Origin of the sequence: Burkholderia sp. S171, assembly GCF_009766085.1 — a bacterium.
Classification (GTDB): Bacteria; Pseudomonadota; Gammaproteobacteria; order Burkholderiales; family Burkholderiaceae; genus Caballeronia.
In genome coordinates this window covers 593,541-617,252 of sequence record NZ_LMUF01000052.1, presented here as the reverse complement: position 1 = coordinate 617,252, position 23,712 = coordinate 593,541, and the positions used below count along the sequence as shown (strand labels likewise).

Below are 23,712 nucleotides of genomic sequence, written 5' to 3'. Positions count from 1 at the left end.
GGGTGAAACGCGCGCGTTGATGAACGGCACGCCAAAAGCCCCAAAGGCGTCCGCTTGGGACGCCTTTGGGGCTTTAATGAACTCAGATGGGTGAGGGTTTTCGGGAGCGCGGGGTTGCGCGAGGTTTGTTGGGGTTATGAGGAACCGCTTGCGGCGCGCAAAGTGAGGTTACGCGTCTCGGGCGCCCAGGCTATCGATACGATCATGCCAACCAGCAGCACAGCGGCCAGCACCATCATTGTGTAATGGAACCCGATCTCCGCTATGCCAACGGGCAAAAGGAACGTGCCAATCGCCGAACCAAGCCGACTGCATGCAATCGCTAACCCAACACCCGATGCGCGGACTTCTGTCGGAAAGCATTCTGGAGGGAAGACCCCAACGAGATTGCTGAATGCCGACATGGTCAAGGTAAAGACAGCGAAGGCAACAATCATGGCGAGCGTGGAGGACGATGGCAGCAAGCTCATAGTCACCAGCATTGCGCAGGTGACCGCGAACGATCCGATCAGGAAGTGCCGGCGCGGCAGCTTGATGGTCAGCCAAATTCCCAGCACAGCGCCAATGACCAGCACCGCATTGAGCAACAGATCCGCGCCGAAACCGTTGCTCAGGCCGATTACCTTCAGGATGCCGGGCAGGAAAGTGTAGATCGCGAAGTAGGGAATCACGAGGCACACAAAGAACCCGCAATTGAACAGCGTCCTGCGGATCAGGTCGGGCTGAAACAGACGCGCATAACCCTGTTTCGTGGTGACGCTGGCCATTGCATCCTCCGGGTCGAGCGCGACCCCTGGCCCGAAATGCTTAAGCACAATGTCATTCGCCTCCTTGACGCGCCCCTTGCCAAGCAGCCAACGCGGCGATTCCGGCGTACCGATACGCAAGACCAGCACAATAAACGCTGGAAGACTCGCGGACGCGAGAAGCCAACGCCAGGCGTCGGGTCCGGCATCTCCGTACGACATGCCGAGCACGTTCGCCACGACGTAACCAATAGTCCACACTACGCTGAAGGAGCCCAGAAGCGCACCTCGATGCTTTCGCGGCGAAAATTCGGCGAGGATGGCGTGGCCAACCGTGAAGTCACCGCCCATTCCGAAGCCAATCAATACCCGCAACGCGAACAACTCCATAGGCGAGGTAGCGAAGAATTGCAGAAACGCCGCTACTGTGATGATGACAAAGCTGCTAAGAAAGATGCTCTGCCGTCCCAGTCGATCCGACAGCCGACCAAATACGAGGCTGCCGAGAAAAATCCCGATCAAAGCGGAACTACCGATTGCACCCATCCAGAATGAATCGAGTGGCATCTGCCGGTTCATCGATGCGAGCGCGTATCCCACCGTGCCAAGCGCATAACCCTCGGTGAAGTGCGCGCCAAATGTCAGGCCCGCTATTTTCATGTGAAACCGGTTTAACGGAATGTCGTCGAGTAAAACCGGCTTCGGTGTTTGCGGTGCTTGCGCACGAACAGGCGTTGCACCCGCATGAGGCGGCGGACTGATTGGGAATGCACTACTTGAGGTGTCCTGATGACTCACTGCGTCTCCTTACTATATGTTCTTCAATTGCGCTGACGCTGGCGATACGGCGGCGGCAGCACTGCTTGGCGCATAGCCAGCGTCTTTCGGCGTTAAGCGTTCAGTGCTCAGCGCCCATCAGGCCGCTGATCATCATGTACTTCATTTCCACGTATTCATCGAGGCCATACTTCGATCCCTCGCGGCCAAGACCTGATTGCTTGACGCCGCCAAACGGCGCCACCTCCGTCGATATGATTCCTTCGTTGATCCCTACCATGCCCGTCTCGAGTGCGTCGGCCACGCGCCACGCGCGGCCCAAGTCGCGCGTATAAAAATAGGCGGCTAATCCGAACGGGGTGTCATTGGCAAGCGTGATCGCTTCTGTCTCTGTTTCGAAGCGAAAGCAAGCCGCCACCGGTCCGAACGTTTCTTCCTGCGCGATCGACATGGTGCGGTTCGCGTGGACGAGGACCGTCGGTTCGTAGAACGTCCCGCCCAGCGCGTGGGGATGCCCGCCGATGAGTGCGGACGCGCCCTTGCTTAGTGCGTCCGCGACGTGATCGCCCACTTTCCTGAACGCCGCCTCGTTGATGAGCGGCCCCTGATCGACCTCCCGCTCGAGCGCGTCCCCTACGCGAAGCTTGCGTACTGCCTCGGTCAGGCGCTGTGTGAATTCGGCATATACGCCCGCCTGCACGAAGAATCGATTCACGCATACGCAGGTCTGGCCGGTGTTGCGAAACTTCGATGCCATCGCGCCTTGCACTGCAGCGTCCAAGTCGGCGTCGTCGAACACAATGAACGGCGCGTTACCGCCAAGTTCCAGCGAGAGTTTCTTCAACGTGTCCGCGGATTGCGCGGCGAGCAGCTTGCCCACGCGCGTTGATCCGGTGAAGGACAACTTGCGCACCACGGGCGATGCGGTCAAGGTCGCGCCAATTGCGACAGCGTCTCCGGATACGACGTTGAACACGCCCGCCGGGATGCCCGCTTCCGCCGCGAGCGCGGCTAGTGCCAACGCGCTCAACGGCGTTTCCTCGGACGGCTTCAACACCATCGTGCAACCAGCCGCCAATGCAGGGCCAGCTTTGCGCGTGATCATGGCAAGCGGGAAGTTCCAGGGCGTGATGGCTGCGACCACACCGACCGGCTCGCGCGTCACGATGATCTTCGAGCCAGGCTTCGAACTCGGAATCACATCTCCGTAGCTACGTTTCGCTTCCTCGGCAAACCATTCAAGGAAGCTGGCGGCATAGGCCACTTCGCCTTTTGCTTCCGCGAGCGGCTTGCCTTGCTCCCGCGTCAGCAGTTCAGCGAGCGCATCGCGATGCTCCAGCATCAGTTCGCCCCAGCGCCTGACCCGCGCCCCACGCTCTTTCGCGGTGAGTGAGCGCCAAACGGGAAACGCGATCTCCGCGGCGCGGATGGCTTCGTGTGTTTCCGCAGCGCCGGCCTTCGCGACATCTGCGATCACTTCTCCCGTAGCCGGATTGCGGACGGCGTAAGTCTCGGCGCTTTTGTGCCAGGCGCCATCGATGTAATGCTCTTTGCGAAGCAGATTCATGCGGCGTCCTTCATCGGTTGAACAAAGTCACCTTGTGGCGCACGTGATTCGCGCGCGGTGCGACTCCCGGCCGTGTAGTCATTAATGACGTCGCACGGCGTGTAGTTGCGCTCAAGTTCGTACAGTTCGTCCCCGTCCAGGTGAGTGCCGAGCGCGCTGAGCGCGCTATCGAACTGGGCAGGTGAATCCGCACCGACCAGCATGCTGGCGACGCCATCGCGCTGGAGCACCCACGCCTGCGCGATTTGCGCCGCACTCACGCCACGCCGCTTCGCCACACGCGCCACCGATGCCGCAATCTCCCGCGACGCGGCATCGCCGTACATTTGCGACGTGAAGAAGTCGGTCTGGTTACGCGTAGACGCGGGGTCACACGTCAGGAGACCGCGCGCCAGCGGGCTGAAGACGGATACGCCCATTCCCTGGTCGGCGCAATACGGCATCATTTCGCGCTCTTCCTCGCGGTAGGCGAGATTCAACTGCAACTGCATGTTGATAGGCTTGTGCCAGCCATGGCGCTCGCAGATCTGGACAATCTTCGCCAGCTGCCACGTGTACATGGTCGATACCCCGATATAACGGGCCTTGCCCGAACGGACGATGTCGTTCAGCGCGCCCATGGTTTCCTCCACGGGCGTGGTGGTATCGAAGTAATGCAGCATGTAGATGTCGACATAGTCCATGCCTAGCCTCCGCAACGACGCGTCGATACCGTCAAGCACATGCTTGCGCGAATGACCGCCAGCGTTCTGATAAGCGCCCATGTCATAGCCGACCTTGGTTGTCACCACGATTTCCTCGCGCCGCGCGAGACGTCCGAGAATGCGGCCGACGACTTCCTCTCCAACACCAGCCGAATAAAAATCCGCCAGGTCGATAAAGTTCACCCCTGCCTCCAACGCGTGGCGGACGATGGGTTCACTCTTCTGTTCGTCAAAAATCCACGGCTTCCATTGCGGCGTGCCCATGTTCATGGTGCCGAGACACAGGCGCGATACTTTCAGGCCTGACTGGCCTAGGCGGACAAATTCCATTCTTTAAGTCTCCATGACGCGTGGCGACGGTTGCCGACGCACGGCACCGGCGCGCTGATTTTTAGAGGGCTGCCTTCGGCAAGCGGGGGGTGTAGAAGGGATTCGATACTTCGCGCGCGGCGGCGAACACGTCTTCCTTCGACGGCAAGCCGAGCATGGCGGCCGTGATGGCGTTTTTCGTCGCGCGGTAGTTGTTGCGAAAGACCGCGTCGAGATCGTCGGTAGACGGGTTGACCCAGTTCGCCGTTACCACCACCCAATCGTTTTCCGCTTCAGGCGGCAAGGTGCCGTCTTCGAGCGATTCGGCGACGGCCTTCGCGATGCCTGCCTGCGATGCCCCCCAGGTCGCATTGCCGTGAAATTCACCGGCAATGGGGGCCTTGTTGACATACAGCGTGAGCGGTTTGGTCGGCACGCCAGGTTGCGCAATGACGACGAACGGCGCGTGGCCGGCCGAAGGCGTAGCAAGCGCGGTGGCGAACGCTTGACCCGCCGGGCCATTGCGCGGACCGACAAGCACGTTGATGTGAGCGAGATTGACGCCCGGGCCTTCAAAGCCCTCGCCAATATGGAGGGTGCGACCGGTTTGAGGTGTTGGCATGCTGGCTTCCGTTCATGGAGTGGATCGATGAACAGATTGTGCGAGCGAGGGCCGATGAGGAGGAATCGATGATTCGTGCGGACGGGGTATGAGCGCCGCTCAGATCAGGGAATGCCCTGAGGTTGGGGAATGTGACGCATGCGAGGTCATCGGCTGACGGTCATCAGACCCGCTTGCGTTTATCGTTCGTAAGGCGGGATCGCACTGTAGCGATCGAACAATGCGCGATGCGCCTCTTCATTCACGCCGGCCGGGTGCACGTCGGTTGAGGCCGGACGGTGCTCGAGCATGGCTTTCGGCCGAATCGGGCGGAGCTGGAAGCCGCCGCCGCAATTGGGGCACACGTTGCTCAGCCGGGACAACACGCAGGTTTCGCAGAACGTGCATTCGAAGCTGCAGATCATCGCGTCGCGCCCGTCCGGCGGCAGCGATTTTCCACAGCATTCACAAGAGGGGCGCAAGGCAAGCATGATCGATATCTCCTTTTTTGTAGTTTAGGGTCGGAGTGCCCGCTTGCCCTGCCAATCTGCCCACGATTTACGTCAGCACGCCCCACATGACCAGCGTCAACGCGAGGCCGACTACCGAGACGATGGTCTGCAGCACCGACCAGACGTAGACAGTCTGCTTCAACTGCAAGCCGAAATACTCGCGGATCATCCAGAAACCGGCGTCGTTGACGTGGCAGAAAAACACCGAACCCGCGCCGATCGCCAGCGCCAGCAGCGAGTTGTGGGTCGCGCTCAAGCCCGCCACGACCGGGGCGATGATCCCCGCGGTGGTCGTGGTCGCGACGGTCGCCGAACCGGTCGCCTGCCGCAAGGCCACTGCGATCAGCCAGGCCAGCAGGATCAGCGGCATGTGCGAGCCGATGGCGATCTTGCCGATCGTCGTGGCGATGCCCGCTGCGACGAGCGTCTGTTTGAGACCGCCCCCCGCGCCGATGGTCAGCAGCAAAGCGCAGATCGGCGGCAGGCTTTTGCGCAGGATGCCGCCCACCCGGTCACGCGGCATGCCGCGCGACCAGCCCAGCGCGACGATCGCGAAAAGAACGGTGAGTCCCAACGCGATAAGTGGCTCACCGAGAAAATTGAGGGTATCGAAGAGAAGGGTTTCGGGCTGGATCGCCAGTTTCGCCACCGTTCGGCCAAGCATCAGGACAACTGGCAGAAGAATGGTCAGCAACGAGATCCCGAAGCTCGGCGCATCGAGCGTTCCGTTTGCATCGACTTTCGATGAAAACAGCTTGCCCATCTCCTCCGGCTGCTCCACGTGCATGCGGCGCGACAGCCACATGCCATAGACCGGCCCGGCGAGAATCACGGCAGGAATAGCGATGATAAAACCAAGGCCCATGGTGATGCCGAGGTCCGCGTGCAGCGCACTAACCGCGATCAGCGGGCCCGGATGCGGCGGCAGCAGCGCGTGCAGCGTGGTCATGCCGGCGAGCGCGGGAATCGCGATACGCAGGATCGGCTGCTTCGAGCGGCGCGCCATCACGAAGATGATCGGCACCATCATGACGAGACCCACCTCGAAGAACAGAGGCAAGCCGATGATGATGGCCACCAGCGCCATCAGCCACGGCAACGTGCGCGGCGTGGAGTGATCGAGGATGGTCGAGACCAACCGGTCCGCCGCGCCCGATTCCGCCATCAGCGCGCCGAGCATGGCCCCGAGCGCGATGATGATGCCTACATCCCCCAGGATTCCGCCCGCCCCTTTACTGAACGCACCCGCGACGGCTTCCAGCGGCAAGCTCGCCGTGAAACCCGCGACAAAAGTGCCGACGAGGATTGAGAGAAACGGCGCAAGTTTTAGCGCGCTGATGAGAACGATGATTGACGCCAGACCGAGCGCGCATGCAATGAGAAGACGCGTGTCGTGGGCGGACCACGCGGCGAGAGTCGAGGTCAGATGCACTGAAATGCCCTTGGCTAAGTGGAGGGAGTGACTGGTTTGTCCGTTTGCTTTTGTCAGCGATGGCGGTGTTGATAAATCGCAGGCATCGCACGGTCGCCGGATTTTACGAGCGAAGACTTACAAAATACTTGGGATGCTTTCAGATCGTAGGGGTTTGGCGGTGATTTTAAGTGGTGAGGATGACGTTTGATTGGAAGTGGTCGAATTGGCCTCGTTGTTTAGCGGACAAGGGGCGGACACGAGTGCGCGCTTTACGACTTCAGCGTGTCGAGTGGGTTGAGCGTTTGCCCCACTTTTGGTTCGATTCATTTTTGCGTTTTTCGCGTCTTGAAGTTTCGTGGCCGATTAGAGACTTCTTCGCGACTGGCTTTCGAAATTGGCTAACCTTGGCTGTGATACATGAGGTTTACCACGTCTAATAATTTTAATTATTATAATTGCTATATGCATCAGTGAACGTGACGAGCATTACGACCGCAGTGACCCGCGCGAAGAGATGGGCGTCAACGAGAGACGGGCCGAGATTACGAATTTCGATAGCGTCGGGAAATGGCGGCATGCATATGCAGATAGGTTCAGGACTGTGCTTCATCCAGACATCTTGAATTCGATCCGGCCAATTTGAACTGTGCGCATTAAGACGCCGACAGCACTGACTAATCGAGTTTTGCTCCAATCGCCGGGGTGGAACTTCGGGCCCCTCGGCTAGCGAACTCGGAAATCACATGCGTGACGCCAGACTTTATGCGCATAAAGCTCCACCTCCTCGAAGAATTTCCTAGCTTGCTCCCGACGTGCGGGCGCTTGCTGTTAAGCAAGGTATTCACGACAACCAAACGGCTACGACACATAGAGAACGTCAATCGTCATTGAACGGGCCTGACGGCGCTATGTACTTACTTCGCGGTGCGAGGGGGCATTAATCAAAATCAATCAGCATTCTCCAGCGAGGGGACTTCCCGAGCCCGCACTTTCACTCAACACTGGAAGCCGCCAGCGCGCTGCTGAAATATCCAAAACCGAACCAAAACTCTGCAGCCAAATCAGAGTTTCCCGATTCAATCGGACTAGCGGTAGACCCGAATTGTTGCCGACTCGCACCGACTCGTTCGCACACCGACCAAGCATCAAAAGCCAGTGGGTAGGTCAAAGCCAACATTACCTCCTCAGTCCCTTCGCACGATGGCAGATTGACACGCACGACATCCGCATCGGCGCGCAGCCCGACAGCGCGACGTGCCAGACTTTATGCGCATAAACCTCACGGAAATCGACCAAACGGCTAACTAGATGAGTTATCGCTAGAAAAATAGAGTTTTCAATGTAAAATTCGAAAAGCTAAATTTGGGAGCAAAACGTGGCAGCTGAAATCATTGCGATCACGCAGCAGAAGGGCGGAGTGGGAAAAAGCACGATAGCAATGCATCTGGGCGCTGCGTTTCACGAGAAAGGAAAGCGGGTACTCGTCGTCGACGCGGACGGGCAAAATACCCTGGTCCATTGGGCTAGCGCTGCGTCCGACGAAGCCAGCGGCATCCCATTCCCTATCGTGAACTTGTCTGAAGCAGGGGCCCAGATTCATCGAGAAATCAAGAAATTCGTCAACGACTACGACATCATCGTCGTCGATTGCCCGCCTTCAATTACGGAAAAGGTATCGGGCGTCGTCCTTCTCGCTGCAACGGTTGCCATTGTCCCGACATCGTCGTCGCCTGCCGACTACTGGTCCAGCGTGGGCCTCGTCAAACTCATTCAGCAAGCGCAGGTCATGAATGAAGATCTGCGCGCAGTGTTTCTCCTCAACAAAACCGAGGAGAAACGCATGCTGACGCGCGAACTGAAGCGTGCACTGGAAGAGTTGGGATTCCCTTTGCTAAAAACCCAGATTCCGACCCGCGAGTGCTACAAGCAGGCGATGGCACTAGGCCAGACCGTACTTCAGATGAACGACCGCGGCGCCCGATTGGCCGCCATTGAGATACGTGCCTGCGCAGACGAAGTTCTCGCCATGCTTCCCTGACTTTATGCGCATAAAGGATCCTGAATGAAACCTACCCAGTTCGCAAAAGGCTTCAAAGCCCGGCCGGATACGACGAGCAGCGAAAAGCGCACGGCCCTTGATCGCATCAATGCTATCGACGAAATCGTCAATCAAGAGGCGGGAAATGATAAGCAGGCCACCGGCCGCTCCAGCGCTTACACCGAAGATGAGTTTCACGATGACCCAGCGGCGCCGGAGTCGGAAAGTTTCAAGGCGTGGCGCCGGAAAAACCGATACGTACATGGCCAGGTCATTGAGTTGCCGCTAAAGGCCATCAAGCCGAGCCCGTTCAACCCCCGGCATTTTTATCTGAAGGCGTCGATCGCAGAATTGGCCGTCAATCTGGCGAAGCAGGGCCAGCAACAAGCCATTCACGTGATCCCCGATCACGAAAACCCGGGCACATTCTTTGTCAGCGACGGCGGCCGACGGGTACGGGCGCTGAAGGAAGCCAACAAAGAAACCGTGAAGGCGATTGTCATTGACCTTCCCATTGGCATCGAAAGCTACAAGCTGGGTTATGACCTAAACGTACAACGGGACTCGCAAACCGTCTTCGATAACGCCATTGTCTGGAAGCGTTTCCTCGATGAAAAGCACTTCCAGAGCCAGCGGGAACTCGCCGACCACCTGGGCCTCGACGAATCCACGATTGCCGTTGCTTTGGCTATCGCAAAGCTACCTGAGAACGTGATGCATGAAATGGTCGCCCGGCCGGATCGATTTGGTTCAAACATGGGTTATCAGGTTTCACGCTTTCATACGGCGCGCGGTGCGGACGCCACGCTGCGGTTGATCAACAAAATTGCATCGGATGATTTGAGCACCCGGCAAGTCGCCGACATTGTGAAAGGCCGTGCAAGCGCACAAGAAACGCCGAAACCCGCGGGGCGTCAACGCTATGCTCAGCGGTTGGAAATCAAACTGGACGGGCTTGCCGTGGGCGATCTCAAGACGTATGGAGACGACAGGCTTGAGTTGCGCTTACGTGGTTTGTCGAAAGACAAACGCGACGAAATTCTTCAACAGATAGAGAAGATGCTGCAGGCGGATACCGTAAAACAATAAAGCAACAGGAGTAACGGCACGCTAAAACGCATAGAGGAAGGAGGGACACACGCGAGAGTTCGGCGACTGTCCCTCTGGCGTGGTTCTATGCGGTGCGGCTCTGATTCAACGTGAATGCAAGCAGGTCACCGTCGGTCGGCTCTCCCCAAGTCTTGCGCGCAAGCCAGTCAAAAAACGACGTTTCCCCCATTTTTGAATCGAGTCCCCGTTTGCGCCAATCGTCGCGCATGTGGGTGCCGAGCTCGGGCAACACATCTTCCTCAAAGGTTTGACGGGCTAACTCCCGCTCAGACTCACCTTGCTCCTCGTATAACGAGCGCGCTTCCTTCCGGCGAAACACGGAATATTCGCTCAGCAAACGCGCCTTCAGGTCGTCCGCCGGCGCTCCATTGGCTTTCGGCGGTGCCGCTACTGCCGGCAAGGCTTCGACCTGAGGTGCGTAACCCTTCTTCAACGCATCCTTGAAAAGGGCTGCGGCACTTCGCACCGGGGGCAACGACGTGCTTCGCATTCTCTGCTCGGTCATTTGCAACGCCGAACGGATTCGGTTTTCCTCGCTGTCCGCGTAAAGCGTTTGCGCATCTTTCAGCGGAATTCCAATTTTCACCATGCGATCGACCAACGTACTGTCGAAGACGTTCGGATGTTCGTCGAGTGCGAGCATGGGTTGCTTGCGCTCAGTCACGCGAAACTGAATTTCAGCTACCCGACGGCCTTCCCGGTGCTCGATCAATTCGACGAAGATGTTGGTGACGGCGTTGACTTCCGCAATCGCGGGTCGAAGATAGTCGCGCTTAAAATATTTGTACTCGCGCTTGGCTTCATCGCCCGCTTCGGTGTCAGGCGTTCCTGAGAGGATCGGTCGCCACCATTCCCAAGTCTCGCGCATGGTGAGATGGCTCGGATTCGTCAGATAGCGGACGCAGATTTCATACAGCGCGAGGCCAGCGCTGCTGCGGAGCTGGCTTTGAAACTGCAGACTCAAGCGCGCGTATTGCACAGGGTCAAGCAGCTTTTTCTTGATCTTTGGAGCGAAGGAAAACTCGACCCACACCCGGCGCGTGGCGGGGTCTTCGAGAATTTCGGCGTCTGCGATCAACGTCGATATGCCCCACTTACGCCCGGGCTTCAGACTCGACGTGCCTGTGCTCCACTCAACCTGCACCGACACCATACGGCGCAAATGCTCTTTCACCAGGGCTGTGTCGTTGGAATCGAACGCTGCATTTGCGACAATATCCGATAAAAGCGCGCGGTAAGTGTCCCCGGATTCATCAGCCTGCTGAGCGACAGCCAGCAGCACGTTGAATAATTTGCGAGTCAAAAGCGTGATCTTGCCGCTTTTTGGCTGGATAGCGATGGCTTCGACGGCTTTTCTCAGCTCAGCCGAACTCGGACTCACTATATCGGTCTTCTTCGCGCGTTTGGTTGCCATGCTGGAGTCAGGAGAATTTTGGGAAAGCATACTCATGACGGTGAAGCTCGTCTACAGGTGCACACTCACCCTGTAGTGGTGAAGTCGATGTCATGCGCAAAACTCACTGAGGTGCGCTCCTGAAAACCCTCACCTTCACCGTCGTACCTCATCTCATTTATGCCCCGTGCCATGCGGGTAAACGGATTGGGGGCTCGCGAAAACGAATCGAACCGATCCAAACGTGGTCCCGTATCTTCTCACCTGAAATTTTTTTTACGCGTCCCTGTGGTTTTTCCGAAATCTTCCCGGAAGCCGGAAATTCATGAAAACACCGAGAAAGTGCGGTAATTCCTGAGTTATCAGCGCTTTAACTCTTGATAGCACCCCTGTTACCGGGCAATTACTCCCGCAAAAGCTCACCTCGACTCCGGCGGGGAACCCTATTCAACCGAGTTGAGATCTAAATACAGGCTCTCAAAGCTCGCGTCCACCGTCCCGCATAACCTCACCTTTGGACTTCCTTGCACCTGGTAACTTCGGTACGCGTCCCTCATCAGCCCCCGCAAACACTCACCTTTAGAGTCAGAAATCGATGTTTTTCTGGATTTCGGCACGACAGAAGCTCTTTTAGCACCCCAATTCGGCCGAACGCGGCCCCGTAAAAGCTCACCTTTGGCTATTTTTGACACTGAATAGATAGCCGCGCACAGCGGGCTATTACTCCCGAACATCCTCACCTTTGCCGCAATGGCAGCACATGTGATCACCATAAAATCTCTTTAAATCATGCACTTAAGATGTTATCCGTGTACGGGGTACCTGCCGAGCCAGATCTGCAAGCCTTGACCTCGAGACAATACAGTCCCGAAAAGCCTCACCTTTGACCTTGGCCAGAGCTGTCGATGTGATATTCGACGAGCCACAAACTGCTCCCGAAAACCCTCACCTTCAACCCCGTTTCGCAGAAATACCCCTTAAAACCAGCAAGATCGTCAAAATGGGCAGGTCCAAATACTGCCGCCTAACTCTCCCGTATTCCCTCACCCTTGCGGTTTGTGCGCCTTGCTAACTAGCCCTTCCGAGCCACTCACACCCGCATAGTCTCACCGTCGAATTGGTTTGACCCCTGCAAAGCCTCACCTATAAGTAATAATTACCTATTTCTTATTGGAATTTTCGTATTTTCTCAATCCTGCAAACCCTCACTGCGGAAATTGGCGAGTTGTCGCGTGCGGTGCCGCCGCATATGGGCCATAGCCGAGGCGGCCCCTGTATTCCCTCACCGTCCCGAAACGCCTGCCTCCCGAACTCACTCACGTTTGCTCCCGTGACTCCTCACGCTAGTCCCCGAACCTCTTCACCGATAGCCCTGTGTTGTCTCACCTTGTATCCCGCAGACCCTCACCGACGTGCCCGGAAAGCCTTATCAGGTAAGGCTTTGCCGTGGCGTTAACGTCTTTAACTAGGTTTCAAAGGTGTTTACTTCTAATACTCTCAAGCAGCAGAGATATCCGAAAAGAGAGAACCGTGAAACAAGAACTCCGTGGAACATTTGCAGAGATGCTCGAATCGAAAAAATTCACTAGTAATCAAGGGCTTGAAGGAATAACCTCGACATGTTTCACGGATGCCACCGTAGCGCATGTGTGATATAGGCTATCCGGACAAAAAGAGAGTAACCAAGAGCACTAGCTTCTGCACCGATCCTAAATATGTAGCGTTTGATACGTAAAGTATTATTATACGAACGAATTCGACTTGGAGCTTCGTATGAACGATGCAGAACGTCTTGAGCTGCGGGCTGAACTCGCGACAATGCGAACCAGCGGTGCGCGTCGACAAGATCTCTCGCAGCACGCTTGCAAACGGCTTTTCTTCGATTTCGGCATTCGCCCGTCAATGGCCACTGTCAGGGATCTCACCCAAACCGGTAGCGCAAGCGATATCCCAAAGGATATCGACGCGTTCTGGGCTCGGATCAGATCCGCATCGCGCGTTCGTATCGAAAGTGGAGCGATTCCGGAAGGGCTGCAGGAACGAGCCGGAGAATTGCTCGGGCAGCTTTTCCTGGAGGCGCAGGAATTTGCGACTCGATCGCTCGAAAATGAGCGCCATGCTGCGAAAGATGACGTGGATGCTGCGTTAAGCCGGCTTCGCGATGCGGAGGTACGTTGCGCGACGGTCGACGAGGCGCTTCACCGGAGCGAGGCGCGCGCCGATACTGCGCTGGCACGCAATTCCTCGTTGGAGATCGAATTAGCGTCGCTTCGTGGGCGCGCACTGGAGGCACAAAGCGGTTTGCATGCGTCGACTCGTCGATTAGAACGGGAAAATGCTGCGTTGACTCAACGGCTCGAAACAGAGCAAACGGCTAACGCCGCGCTGCGCGATCGTGTGGATGCGTTGAATGGTGAACTGCGACACAACACCGAGCACTATGCGCAACAAATCAAGGATGCAATCAGCGAGGCTGAGAGGCGGGTGAAGCCGATGCTCGTGGAGCTCGATTCTTTGCGTGGTATGGCGGCGACTTATCAAGCCGGCGTGCGTCAAGCAAGCCAGAAGGAATTCGATTTTATTCAACAACTTAGCATCGCGAAGGCGCGTACGGATCGGCTGGAACTGCGAATTCGCGAGCAATCGGACGAGATCGATTCGTTGGCCTTCGAACGTGACGCGTTACTCGGACAAAGCGGAATGAACGAAAACGTTGCCGGGCTGATCTGCTCGATGGTCGAGGAAGGACGGCTATCCGTTCAGGAAATGCAGGCATTGGGAACGGACATCGATGGTTTTGTCACTGTGCCAACCCGTTGTCCCTCGTGTGGCACTGGCGAGCCGGAGCTTACGCAGCGCCATGATGAGTTCGAGTTGTCGTGTCCGGATTGCGATCGGTCGTCAGGAACTGCGTCGTCGCGGTTGATCGCGGTAGCCCAATTTCACGCCATCAAGATCGCCGAGACCAGCGAGCAGACTGAGAGGTGAGACTTTTCGGGAGCAGGCCGCTATTCGAATTTGTGGCTTTCTTCACGGGCGCTTTCTTGCGCCTGCGCTAAATCGCGCTCCCGTATTTCCTCACCTGTCCAGTTTTGCCAGGCTCGATGCAACCGATGCGCTGAGATTTGTTGCTGGAAACCTAACCATTGCCCGACGCGCTCGGGTGCCGTGCCACTTTCGAACAGGTCGGCGGCGAAGGTATTGCGCAAGGTTTGCGGACTGGCGCGCGCCGTTCGTGAATGGGCAATGCCGGCGGCTTCGATCACGGCATCGATCGCGCGCAGCATGGTGGCCTTGTGCATCGGGCGCCCCGATGGCGCGGACGGAAAAAGCAGATTGCCGAGTAATCGTGCTGTCTTGCGCTCGCTGATCCAATGGTCGAGTAACGCAATCGCAAAGGGTGCGAGCCGGGTTTCGCGATGGACTGCGGAGTTAGGTGCCTCGACAGCAAGCCACGGCTGATTCCATGAATAGTCACTAACGGTCAGCGCCGCTGCTTCACCCGTTTTTACCCCGCCGCCCAGGAATGCGCCGACCAGCGCACGATCGCGGCGCTCTCGCCAACGTTGCGCGGCTGGCAGATCGCCGATTGGAGAGAAAAGATAGCTGATCAGGGCTGCTCGTTCACCGTGGGCGAGAAATCCTGTTGGCTCGTTTTCACGTGCATCGCGCCATGGCGCTTCACCGTCCTGGGCGATGAAGCGAGCTGGGTTTGTCGATGCCATTTCAATTTTGCGCACATGGTCGAGTACCCGTTCGATAAGGCGTAAATAGCGAACGCGCTGTGGTTTTCGAATCTTTAATTGGGTGACGAACTGTTCAATGGCAAGTCGATCGACTGTTCGGAGATCAATTCGTTTAACGCTCAGCCATTCGAGGAAGAGGCCCCATTGCGCTCGATAGACGTCCGCGGAAGATGCTTTGAACGCTTGATGCGCCATCCAGGAGTCAAACGCGCTACGCGGATCGGCGTACCAATCGGCGCGCTCGTGATCGAAGATTTCGTGGGTTTCCTCAGGAGTGGTCATCGGCCTGTCGATCCGTTAGTTGTGAAACGCGTACGCAACAGGTTACGCGAAAGCTGACGGCGTTCCAAGGAAACGTGACTGCAACGCGATTGAGGTTCAGCTTCATCTAAGTGCCGCTTGCAAGCGGAAAGGCGCTTTGCCATGCGTTAGCGAGGAAATCGCACATGACGGCGTGCCGACGCGCGTCGGCAATGCGAAGCGTATAGGCGGGCATTCTGGTTTGTCCGGTGCATGACACGCGACGCCACGCTTATGTGCTCAAGTCTGGCGACAAACTCGAGTCGCAGTTGCAAAAGTAATGGCCACCGGTTTCCCGCTGGCCATGCTCGCATTTCGTGCGATCGCGAATTTAGACCTCAATGCGTTAAGGCCACTGCCAGCTCTGGGTGTCCAGCACGGGCGGCACAATCATAGGCATCGACGGCAAATACAAACACGGGCGGTAAAGCATTCGACGCCCCGAAATCGACGAGATCATCGGTTTCGGGAAAAACCATGTCGTCCGGGCGCGCAAACAGGGCGCGGAGTGCGGACTCGTGCCGCCCTGCAAAACCGAGATCCGCGAGCGCTTCTGCCTCAATGGCGAGCAACAATCGCCAAGTCAAACGTACACCTTGCACGATGTAGCGCGCGGCTATGTCGCGCGTAATCCGCTCAAGGTCGCGCACTGTGCGTGCGAATTCGGGGGTGTCCATACGATCTTCGTCGAAGTCCATTGTCTTCTCCTCCATCCATGCCATTGCGCCAAGGTGTGTACTGTACAAACATACAGTGTTTATCGCAATGTTCCTCTAGAGTCGCGCCGAGCGCTTCTCGCGTATGTGCGATTCCGCCTACGTGGGAATCAGACGTGCGCGGCTGTTCTGCGGCGTTCGAAATCGCCATTCTGATTACACGTTCAGGGCGCTTTCCCTGACATGACGCCGCGAATCCCAAGGGACCGGAAATTCGCGCTTCGATACGAAAGGAGATCAAGATGAACAAGGATCAGAAAGACGGTGTGGTGAATCAGGCCAAGGGTAAAGTCAACGAGGCGGTTGGCAAGGTAACCGGCAACAAGAGCCAGGAAGCAAAGGGCGATATGCAACAGGCGGCCGGTAAGGTGCAAAAAGGTGTCGGTGATGCACGCGAAGACGTGAAGGACGCGCTCAAAAAACCTTAATTGGTGAGGGCGGGTTGCGGCGAGCAGGTTGCCCCGTCCCGCCCTAGCGCGCGCTCCGCGTTAGAAATTGGCTCTAAAGTGATTGGCCGTTCCAGAACGATTTGGAACGGCTTTTTACGCTTACGTCTCCGTCACGATGACCGTTGCGTGCGCCGAGCACGATCGTCATCTACTGGCAGCTTGCCGATTCCATTATCAGTGTTGGGAAATTGTCCAGCCAGGTGTGAATGGTCTATCTCGCTTTTCGTACTAATCGAATTGGAAAGCTGAACGAGTCGGAAAGCCGGACTTTACGTGAGCGGCGTTTTTAAACTAAATGCCGTTGCAGGTGGGTCCCCTCCTTGACTTGACGCGCACCGGAAAACTTTATGCGCATCAAGTTCCGGCCATCGGCGGCAAACTGCACGCGCCAACTCCATGCGGTCCGGATCGAGCCAATCGGAGGCAAAGAGTTTCCGCGTCCCATCCCCCAACACACAGCGGGCCACTTACCACAGCGAACTACACATCGACATAAGGATACGGTCTAGCTATCAAGCTGCTAAAAAGCTGAAAGACTTCAGCTAAATATCAAATCCCCACTCAATTTCCATTCGCAAAAACTCGTTCCCCAATTTCACACAAATGCCCATGGCGTTCATGTAAAGTTCCGCTCGAACTTCATATAAAAAGGCGTGGTCAGCGAGACTGCGACGGCAAAACGCACAGGTTTGAGCCGAATGAAAACGTCAGTAACTGTCTCAAAAAAAATCCGTGTTCCGCTCGTGCTGGCGGCCTTGATGGCAATGGGTGCGACATCGAATGTCTTGGCCGCCGAGGTTTGCAATGACGGTTTGTGGGCGGACGCGATGATCAGTTCATATCACGTCCATCCCAAAAAACACTTTGATCAATTCAATCCAGGCATTGGCGTTGAATGCTGGGTTTCGCCGCAGTGGGCGCTGGCCGGCGGCTATTTTCGAAACTCGCTCACTGCCCCTTCGTTTTACGGCGGCGGCGTTTGGGCGCCGGAATTTGCGCATTGGGGTTATGTCCGACTGGCCGCGATGGGCGGATTGATATCGGGATATGACTACGGCAAATGGGGTATCGGCCACGATCACAAGGTCGGGCCGGTCGTCGCGCCGCTCATCATGGCGGAGTACGGTCGTATTGGCGCGAACATCATCCTGATTCCCCCGATCCCTTCTAGCGACTTGCCCTTCACGATAGGGTTTCAGTTGCGAGTCAGATTTTGGTGACATCTCCTCGCGGGCGTTGAGGCGCGAGTCGTACGTTATTTGAGATCGCACGGTAAGGCCGAATCGCCGACAGAAACGCGTGCTTCGTCTGGAGCGTTTCAAGGTATTCCAAACCTTCGCCAATTCCGACCTGTCGACGTTCACCGCTTCCTAGCCTATATTCAGATCCCTCATCTGATCTGGACTCCAGATTAAAAATATGCGCCGCAAAAAGCGCCAATTTCATTGGCTGACAGCGTCTCAGACGGGCTCCCGTATCAGCTCACCTTAAGGCGAAAAGGGTCTGGAAACATCGCGTCCTAAAACGGCTCAGCAGAAGTGCCCCTTCCACACCATGAACCGTGATCGGTGAGCCTTTCCGGGAGTTGGATCCGAACTCACGGCCTTCACGCGGCATCACACTGAATAGAATCGGCTTCGCGACTTTCACGCCCCGACAATCCTTATCGTATCTTTTCAAATCTCCCCACCGGCCTGTCATAAACGGACGGTATTCTCAGCGCCATCGTTTTGGTGCGTCGCTTTGATGGGTATGCGCCGAGCGTATCGATTCCCTCCGATCCTTCCTGAGAAAGTCATGCAAACGTCGAAATTTCGACTCTGTGCGCTCATTGTCGCGTCGATACTTCCCCCACTGTTGCTGTCTGCTTGCGGTAGTTCGGATGCCCCGAGTCAATCGGCGTGCGGTGGCGCGTCCGTATCGGCCAAGATGAGTTGTCCGCCGGCCGCTACACCTGCTTCGTCATCCTGAACGTTAAAAAACTGCATTCGTTAGCTTATCCAAATGGCTGCGCATCACTCGCAAGCGGCCAGTCATTCCTCACAGACACAAAAAAGGTAAGCGCATGGTCACGAAGAGCCGCCGCGATTTTCTGAAAATTTCCGCCAGCCTGGCAGGTGCCGGCGCTGCAGCGTCGCTTTTTCCGGACTCGATCCGCAAGGCGCTCGCGATCGAACCCAATTCCGTTACCGGTACGATCAACGACGTAGAGCATATCGTTGTGTTCATGCAGGAAAATCGCTCGTTCGATCATTACCTTGGACATCTGAGTGGAGTGCGAGGGTATAACGACCGCTTCCCCGTGACGCTTCCAAATGGGTTGCCGGTATGGTTCCAGCCACGGCAGGAGAATCAGGCTCAGACCATTGCTCCGTTCCGCTACGACACGACCAACCCGGCGGTCAACGCGCAATGTATCGGCGGGCTGCCGCATACGTGGGCGACTACGCATGGCGCAATCGACAACGGCCGCGCCGATAAATGGGCGGTGCAGAAGACCGACATGACGATGGGTTATCACGTGCGCGCGGACATTCCGTTCCACTACGCGCTAGCCGATGCATTCACCGTCTGCGACCATTACTTCTGCTCGATACCCGGCAACACGCATCCGAACCGCATGTACCTGATGACCGGGATGGTGGACCCAACCGGGGCGGGCGGTGGTCCGCTTCTCGACAACACCGACTATGTCGATAATCAGTTCGATACGCTCCAGGTGGCACCGTTCAACTGGACGACCTATCCGGAGCGGCTGGAAGCGGCCGGCGTCTCATGGCAGATCTATCAGCAGGGAACGGGCTTCGATAACTACAGCGGCAACTACGGTACCAATGTGCTGGCGAATTTCCAGAACTACGTGAATGCACCGGTTGGTTCAGCGCTGAACACGAAGGCGATGACCGCTCGCACGCTGACGCAACTCAAGGCGGACGTGGTGGCTAATGCCTTGCCGCAAGTCTCGTGGCTGCTGCCGCCCGCCGCCTATTCCGAGCACCCGAAATGGACGCCGCTCTACGGCGCGGAATACATTTCGATGATCCTCGATGCGCTAACCGCGAACCCTGACGTGTGGAGCAAGACGGCACTGTTCATCATGTATGACGAGAACGATGGTTTCTTCGATCACATGGTGCCGCCGCAAGCGCCTACGTTGCCGGGCTCGGGTCTGAGCACGGCGGACATCACGCTTGAGCGCCACAACGTGGTGACCGCGGCGCAAGCGGGGACATACACGGCCGACAACCTGCCATATGGTCTCGGACCGCGCGTGCCGATGACCGTTGTCTCGCCGTGGAGCAAGGGTGGTTTTGTCTGCTCGCAAGTATTCGATCACACGTCGGTGCTGCAATTCATCGAAAAACGTTTTGGGGTGATCGAAACGAACCTTACGCCGTGGCGTCGCGCCATATGCGGCGACTTGACGGCGGCGTTCGATTTTTCCAAGCCTGACGCCACCGTACCGGCACTGCCGAGTACGGCCGGATACATTGCAGCGGCCGATATGCAATGCGCGTTGCCGACCAACCAGACGGCGCCCGCCGCCACCGCGGCGCAGGTTATCGCAGCGCAGGAGCCGGGCACGCGTCCGACGCGGCCCTTGCCCTATGAGTTGCACGTGAACGGCACGCTGCAGGTGCAAGCCCAGACTTACACGCTGACCTTCGCAAATACCGGCAAGGTAGGCGCGAATTTCTATGTGTACACCGCTGACCCGACGGCGATGCCCAAGCGCTATACCGTCGAAGCAGGCAAGCAGCTTTCCGATACGTGGCCCGCCGGTTCGAACGATCAATACGCCTTGAGCGTCTATGGTCCGAACGGGTACTTCCGGCGCTTCACGGGCGCGGTTGCCGCCGACGCCGCCGTGCAACCCGAGACGGTGACCTGCTATGACGTGGCCAACGGCAACGTCTATCTGACACTCAACAATCAGGGCACCGCGCCGGTGGTCTTCACGGTCACCGACCTGGCCTACGGCCAGCCGCCGCGATCTATCACGGTGCCTGCTGTCAAAACCGCGGAGGATCACTGGGACCTGTCGTGCAGCAGCAACTGGTACGACCTGCAGGTCACGATGCCATCGAACCCGGCATTCCAGCGTCGTCTCGCGGGGCACGTTGAAACGGGGCGCGTGGGCACGAGCGATCCTGCTGCCACGGCACCGGTTACGAGACCCGTCTGAAACTGAAAGGCACTGAGGGCGGAGCGCGCCGACTTCTGCCGGGGCGCATCGAACTGATCAGGGCAACGCATTCGCCGAATGAACTGTCGCGATATGCACGGTTTTCCCGGCCGCTTGTCTCGCGTTCACCTTCGGTGTGGTACTCGCTGACGAGCGGCTCTGGAAGACAAACCTCAAGCCCATCAACGCGCTGATGCGCTCGCTTTCAGCGCGTCTTGCACACAACCATATCGTCTACTAAGATAGACGATATGACATCATCAATAGACGATACCGGACCTCGTATCGCTCGCCGAATTCGGCTTGAGCGAAGTGCGCGCGGATGGTCACTAGCGGATCTGGCCGATTCCTCCGGCGTGGCCAAGGCGACCATCAGCAAGATTGAACGCGAGGAAATTAGCCCCACCGCCGTCACGCTGGTGCGTCTAGCCGGGGCGTTCGACTTGACGCTCGCGGGCCTTTTGGTGAGGGCAGAAGGCAATGGAGACCGCTTGTCGCGAGCCGTCGACCAACCGCTCTGGCGCGATCCTGAAACGGCCTATCTCCGTAAGCAGGTGTTCAACAATCCGGACCACCCCGTGGAGATCGTTCAGGTCGATCTGCCGACAGGACAACAGGTGGTGTTGCCGCCATCGTCTTATGCCCATATCCGTCAGGTCGTGTGGGTGTTAGTGGGCGACCTCGTCATCCTGGAAGGCGGGGAGCGGTACGATTTGAGCGCCGGGGATTGCCTGGGATTCGGTCCGCCTTCGGAGGTCACCCTGGCTAACGAAACCGCCTCGACCTGTACCTACCTGGTTGTGCTCGCCCGGACTTAGCCGTCATGTCAAACTTTGAAATCAGCGAACTACGCGCTTCGTCGGTGACCCTCGCGATGCTCAGCGGGCTCTTGATCGAGACGGTTGCAAACGGCGGTTCCGTCAGCTTCATGCATCCGCTGCAGCCCGAAGCGGCAGAAGCGTTCTGGTCCAGTGCGCTGGCTGCCGCGACTCGCGGCGAACGATTGGTTCTGGGTGCATGGGACGGTGAGAGACTGGTCGGAACCGTTACCCTGTTGCTCGACTGTCCGCCTAACCAGCCGCACCGCGCGGAAATCGCCAAACTGATGACTTGTCTCAGCCATCGCGGGCGAGGCGTGGCGGTGTCGCTGATGCAGGCGGCCGAGAATCTGGCCGTGAAGCACGGACGCACGCTGCTGGTTTTAGATACCGCAAGCGATGGCGGAGCGTCGATACTCTACGAGCGTCTCGGGTTCACGCTTACGGGAGAGATTCCAGACTACGCGCTCAAGCCGCATGGAGGGCTGACCGGGACCAAAATTTATTGGAAGCGAATTGGAGCGCGTGTTCCCATCGAGTAAGAATTTTAGATTCAATTCGGATTGCAGATGATATCGAAGTGAGGTTAAACCGCCTTCTGGCGGGACCGTCTTGATGACCTGAAGGCTAATCCTTAACGCCTTTACGGTTTTACGTTTCCCTGCTCAATCCGGTTATGCACTTCGCGCGTCAACGCCTCGATACGTTCGCTCATTTGCTTCGTGACCTCGGTCAATTGGGTGTTCTGCTCAAGCAGGGCAACGAGTTGCTCGGTCTGTCGAGCCGCTTGCAACTGACGTTCCTCATTCGCTGAGGCGAGGTCTTCGCGATGCCGCGCATCGGCGTCGGCATTGACCTTGTCGCGATCGGCCTGGCGCGTTTGCGCAAGCAGAATCAACGGTGCGGCGTAAGCGGCCTGGAGACTAAAGGCAAGGTTTAGAAGAATGAAAGGATAAACGTCGAACTTTGTCAGGCCCGCGACGTTGATGCCAATCCAGGCTGCAACAATAATCGTCTGCCCAACGAGGAAAGTTGGCGTTCCGAAGAAACGCGCAAACCGCTCGGCTTTTAGCGCGAACCAGTCGTCACCGAATACTGACGAAAGGTGGACGTATGGCAGATGAAAACGTAAGTGGTGGTGCTTGTCTTTATGCTTTTCGTCACGCGGAATGGGGCTGTTCATGTTTTGCTCTTTCGCTTGGCGATTAACGGGAATGTGTCGATGTTATACACAGTCGGCACAAGTGTTGCAGCCAAGAATGAAAACTTGCAGAGAGCAGGTCGCAGCCGAAGGTGGTTATCCAAACAACGCGCGGGAGGCGAGTGGCGCTGCCTTATCGACGCTGAGGTGAGTTTATTCGGGAGCGTTGCGCAACGGGCCGAAGAGGGTGTCGAAAGACACGAGGATCGTTGCTATGAAACGGCGAAGCCAGCAAGCGTTAGCGTGCTGGCTCCGCGTTAAACCTTAGCCGGATAACCGTCCGTTGATCAGTAAAGCGTATGAGTGGATTAATTGAGCCAAGCAATCAACCTTGAAATCAGCCTCGAGCCTTGCCGATTTCAAAGTCGAAATCGGCAACACCATCGACACCGCCAGCAACTTTATCGCCGGGCTTCAGTGCACCGACGCCTGCAGGCGTGCCGGTAAAAATCAGATCGCCGGGCTTGATGACAACCGCTTGTGAAACCTGGCTGATGATATCTGCAACCGGCCAGATCATATCGGCGAGATCACCTGTTTGCCGTGTCTCACCATTAACCGTCAACCAAATGCGGCCGCTGCCCGGATGACCGATTGCCGACGCAGGATGGATAGCGGTGACGGGCGCGGATTCATCGAAGCCCTTGGCCCAGTCCCACGGCCGGCTCATTTTCTTAGCGACCGCTTGCAGGTCGCGCCGCGTGAGGTCCACGCCAACGCAGTAGCCGAATATGAACGACAGCGCATCCTGCGGCTCGATTTGTCGCCCCTCTTTTCCGATGGCAATCACCATCTCTATCTCGTGGTGAAGGTCCTCAGTGAGCATTGGGTACGCAAGTGTTCCCGTTGCGGGCACGACAGCGTCGGCGGGTTTCGTAAAGAAGAATGGCGGCTCGCGGTCAGGGTTGGCTCCCATCTCGCGCGCATGATCGGCGTAGTTGCGCCCTACGCAAAAGACGCGGCGCACCGCGAACGAGGCGCTCGAGCCGGCGACGGGTACAACGACAGTTTGAGGGGCGGGGAAGACGTATTCGGTCATATCGGCGAACTCGAAGGTAGGTTGTTTGGCGCGGACGACCGCGGCACCCGCAAACAATATGCTTCGGCTAAGCTTCCGTGCAGGAC

19 protein-coding genes are annotated in these 23,712 nt (G+C 57.3%); 8 read left to right on the top strand and 11 right to left on the bottom strand.

Annotation, left to right across the window (positions count from 1 at the left end; all coding sequences use genetic code 11):
- Positions 1-134: 134 nt before the first annotated feature.
- From GSQ93_RS31625 to GSQ93_RS31600, 6 genes are all read right to left on the bottom strand, one after another.
- Positions 135-1,544 carry an MFS transporter gene (locus GSQ93_RS31625; RefSeq protein ID WP_174254698.1) on the bottom strand — a complete coding sequence of 470 codons (1,410 nt, stop codon included), beginning with the start codon at positions 1,542-1,544 and terminating at the stop codon, positions 135-137.
- A 100-nt stretch (positions 1,545-1,644) separates the two neighbouring features.
- Entirely contained in the window at positions 1,645-3,090 is a 1,446-nt protein-coding gene (locus tag GSQ93_RS31620) for an NAD-dependent succinate-semialdehyde dehydrogenase (RefSeq protein ID WP_158939831.1), read from the bottom strand.
- On the bottom strand, positions 3,087-4,124 hold the full coding sequence (locus GSQ93_RS31615; protein ID WP_158939830.1) for an aldo/keto reductase: 1,038 nt from the start codon (positions 4,122-4,124) through the stop codon (positions 3,087-3,089). The genes GSQ93_RS31620 and GSQ93_RS31615 overlap by 4 nt, the downstream gene beginning before the upstream one ends.
- A 61-nt stretch (positions 4,125-4,185) precedes the next feature.
- The gene (fae, locus tag GSQ93_RS31610) at positions 4,186-4,725 is read right to left on the bottom strand and encodes a formaldehyde-activating enzyme (protein ID WP_158939829.1); all 540 of its coding nucleotides are present in this window, start codon (positions 4,723-4,725) and stop codon (positions 4,186-4,188) included.
- Between the two features lie 179 nt (positions 4,726-4,904).
- Entirely contained in the window at positions 4,905-5,195 is a 291-nt protein-coding gene (locus GSQ93_RS31605) for a DUF1272 domain-containing protein (RefSeq protein ID WP_158939828.1), read from the bottom strand.
- A 67-nt stretch (positions 5,196-5,262) separates the two neighbouring features.
- A complete protein-coding gene (locus GSQ93_RS31600) occupies positions 5,263-6,648 on the bottom strand; it encodes a gluconate:H+ symporter (protein ID WP_158939827.1) in 1,386 nt (461 codons plus the stop codon).
- 1,357 nt (positions 6,649-8,005) lie between these two features.
- Between GSQ93_RS31600 and parA the strand changes: the two genes are divergently transcribed.
- Positions 8,006-8,668: a ParA family partition ATPase gene (gene parA / locus GSQ93_RS31595; protein ID WP_158939826.1), complete on the top strand. Its 663-nt coding sequence runs from the start codon at positions 8,006-8,008 to the stop codon at positions 8,666-8,668.
- 24 nt (positions 8,669-8,692) lie between these two features.
- On the top strand, positions 8,693-9,757 hold the full coding sequence (locus GSQ93_RS31590; protein WP_158939825.1) for a ParB/RepB/Spo0J family partition protein: 1,065 nt from the start codon (positions 8,693-8,695) through the stop codon (positions 9,755-9,757).
- 85 nt (positions 9,758-9,842) lie between these two features.
- Here the strand turns inward: GSQ93_RS31590 and GSQ93_RS31585 are convergent, their stop codons facing one another.
- Positions 9,843-11,192, bottom strand: coding sequence for a replication initiation protein (locus tag GSQ93_RS31585; RefSeq protein ID WP_158939824.1), 1,350 nt, complete (start codon positions 11,190-11,192; stop codon positions 9,843-9,845).
- 1,752 nt (positions 11,193-12,944) lie between these two features.
- Here GSQ93_RS31585 and GSQ93_RS31580 point away from each other — a divergent pair.
- Positions 12,945-14,159, top strand: coding sequence for a DNA-binding protein (locus tag GSQ93_RS31580; protein WP_158939823.1), 1,215 nt, complete (start codon positions 12,945-12,947; stop codon positions 14,157-14,159).
- A gap of 20 nt (positions 14,160-14,179) precedes the next feature.
- Here GSQ93_RS31580 and GSQ93_RS31575 read toward each other — a convergent pair whose 3' ends face one another.
- Together GSQ93_RS31575 and GSQ93_RS31570 are read right to left on the bottom strand one after the other, a co-directional pair.
- Complete coding sequence (locus GSQ93_RS31575; RefSeq protein WP_158939822.1) at positions 14,180-15,199, bottom strand: tyrosine-type recombinase/integrase; 1,020 nt, start codon at positions 15,197-15,199, stop codon at positions 14,180-14,182.
- Between the two features lie 356 nt (positions 15,200-15,555).
- Entirely contained in the window at positions 15,556-15,915 is a 360-nt protein-coding gene (locus GSQ93_RS31570) for a DUF2471 family protein (protein WP_158939821.1), read from the bottom strand.
- A 260-nt stretch (positions 15,916-16,175) separates the two neighbouring features.
- On the opposite strand from GSQ93_RS31570, the gene GSQ93_RS31565 reads away from it, so the two are divergent.
- The 5 genes from GSQ93_RS31565 (at position 16,176) to GSQ93_RS31545 (ending at position 21,928) form a co-directional block, all read left to right on the top strand.
- Positions 16,176-16,361 (top strand): CsbD family protein, encoded by a 186-nt coding sequence (locus GSQ93_RS31565; protein ID WP_158939820.1) that lies wholly within the window; start codon positions 16,176-16,178, stop codon positions 16,359-16,361.
- 779 nt (positions 16,362-17,140) lie between these two features.
- Positions 17,141-17,602, top strand: coding sequence for a hypothetical protein (locus GSQ93_RS31560; RefSeq protein ID WP_158939883.1), 462 nt, complete (start codon positions 17,141-17,143; stop codon positions 17,600-17,602).
- An 845-nt stretch (positions 17,603-18,447) separates the two neighbouring features.
- Positions 18,448-20,568 carry a phosphocholine-specific phospholipase C gene (locus GSQ93_RS31555; protein WP_158939819.1) on the top strand — a complete coding sequence of 707 codons (2,121 nt, stop codon included), beginning with the start codon at positions 18,448-18,450 and terminating at the stop codon, positions 20,566-20,568.
- A gap of 251 nt (positions 20,569-20,819) precedes the next feature.
- On the top strand, positions 20,820-21,386 hold the full coding sequence (locus GSQ93_RS31550; protein WP_158939818.1) for an XRE family transcriptional regulator: 567 nt from the start codon (positions 20,820-20,822) through the stop codon (positions 21,384-21,386).
- 5 nt (positions 21,387-21,391) lie between these two features.
- Positions 21,392-21,928 (top strand): GNAT family N-acetyltransferase, encoded by a 537-nt coding sequence (locus tag GSQ93_RS31545; protein WP_158939817.1) that lies wholly within the window; start codon positions 21,392-21,394, stop codon positions 21,926-21,928.
- 101 nt (positions 21,929-22,029) lie between these two features.
- Here GSQ93_RS31545 and GSQ93_RS31540 read toward each other — a convergent pair whose 3' ends face one another.
- Together GSQ93_RS31540 and GSQ93_RS31535 are read right to left on the bottom strand one after the other, a co-directional pair.
- Complete coding sequence (locus GSQ93_RS31540) at positions 22,030-22,569, bottom strand: DUF1003 domain-containing protein (protein ID WP_158939816.1); 540 nt, start codon at positions 22,567-22,569, stop codon at positions 22,030-22,032.
- A 355-nt stretch (positions 22,570-22,924) separates the two neighbouring features.
- Positions 22,925-23,626: a fumarylacetoacetate hydrolase family protein gene (locus GSQ93_RS31535; RefSeq protein WP_158939815.1), complete on the bottom strand. Its 702-nt coding sequence runs from the start codon at positions 23,624-23,626 to the stop codon at positions 22,925-22,927.
- Between the last annotated feature and the right edge of the window lie 86 nt (positions 23,627-23,712).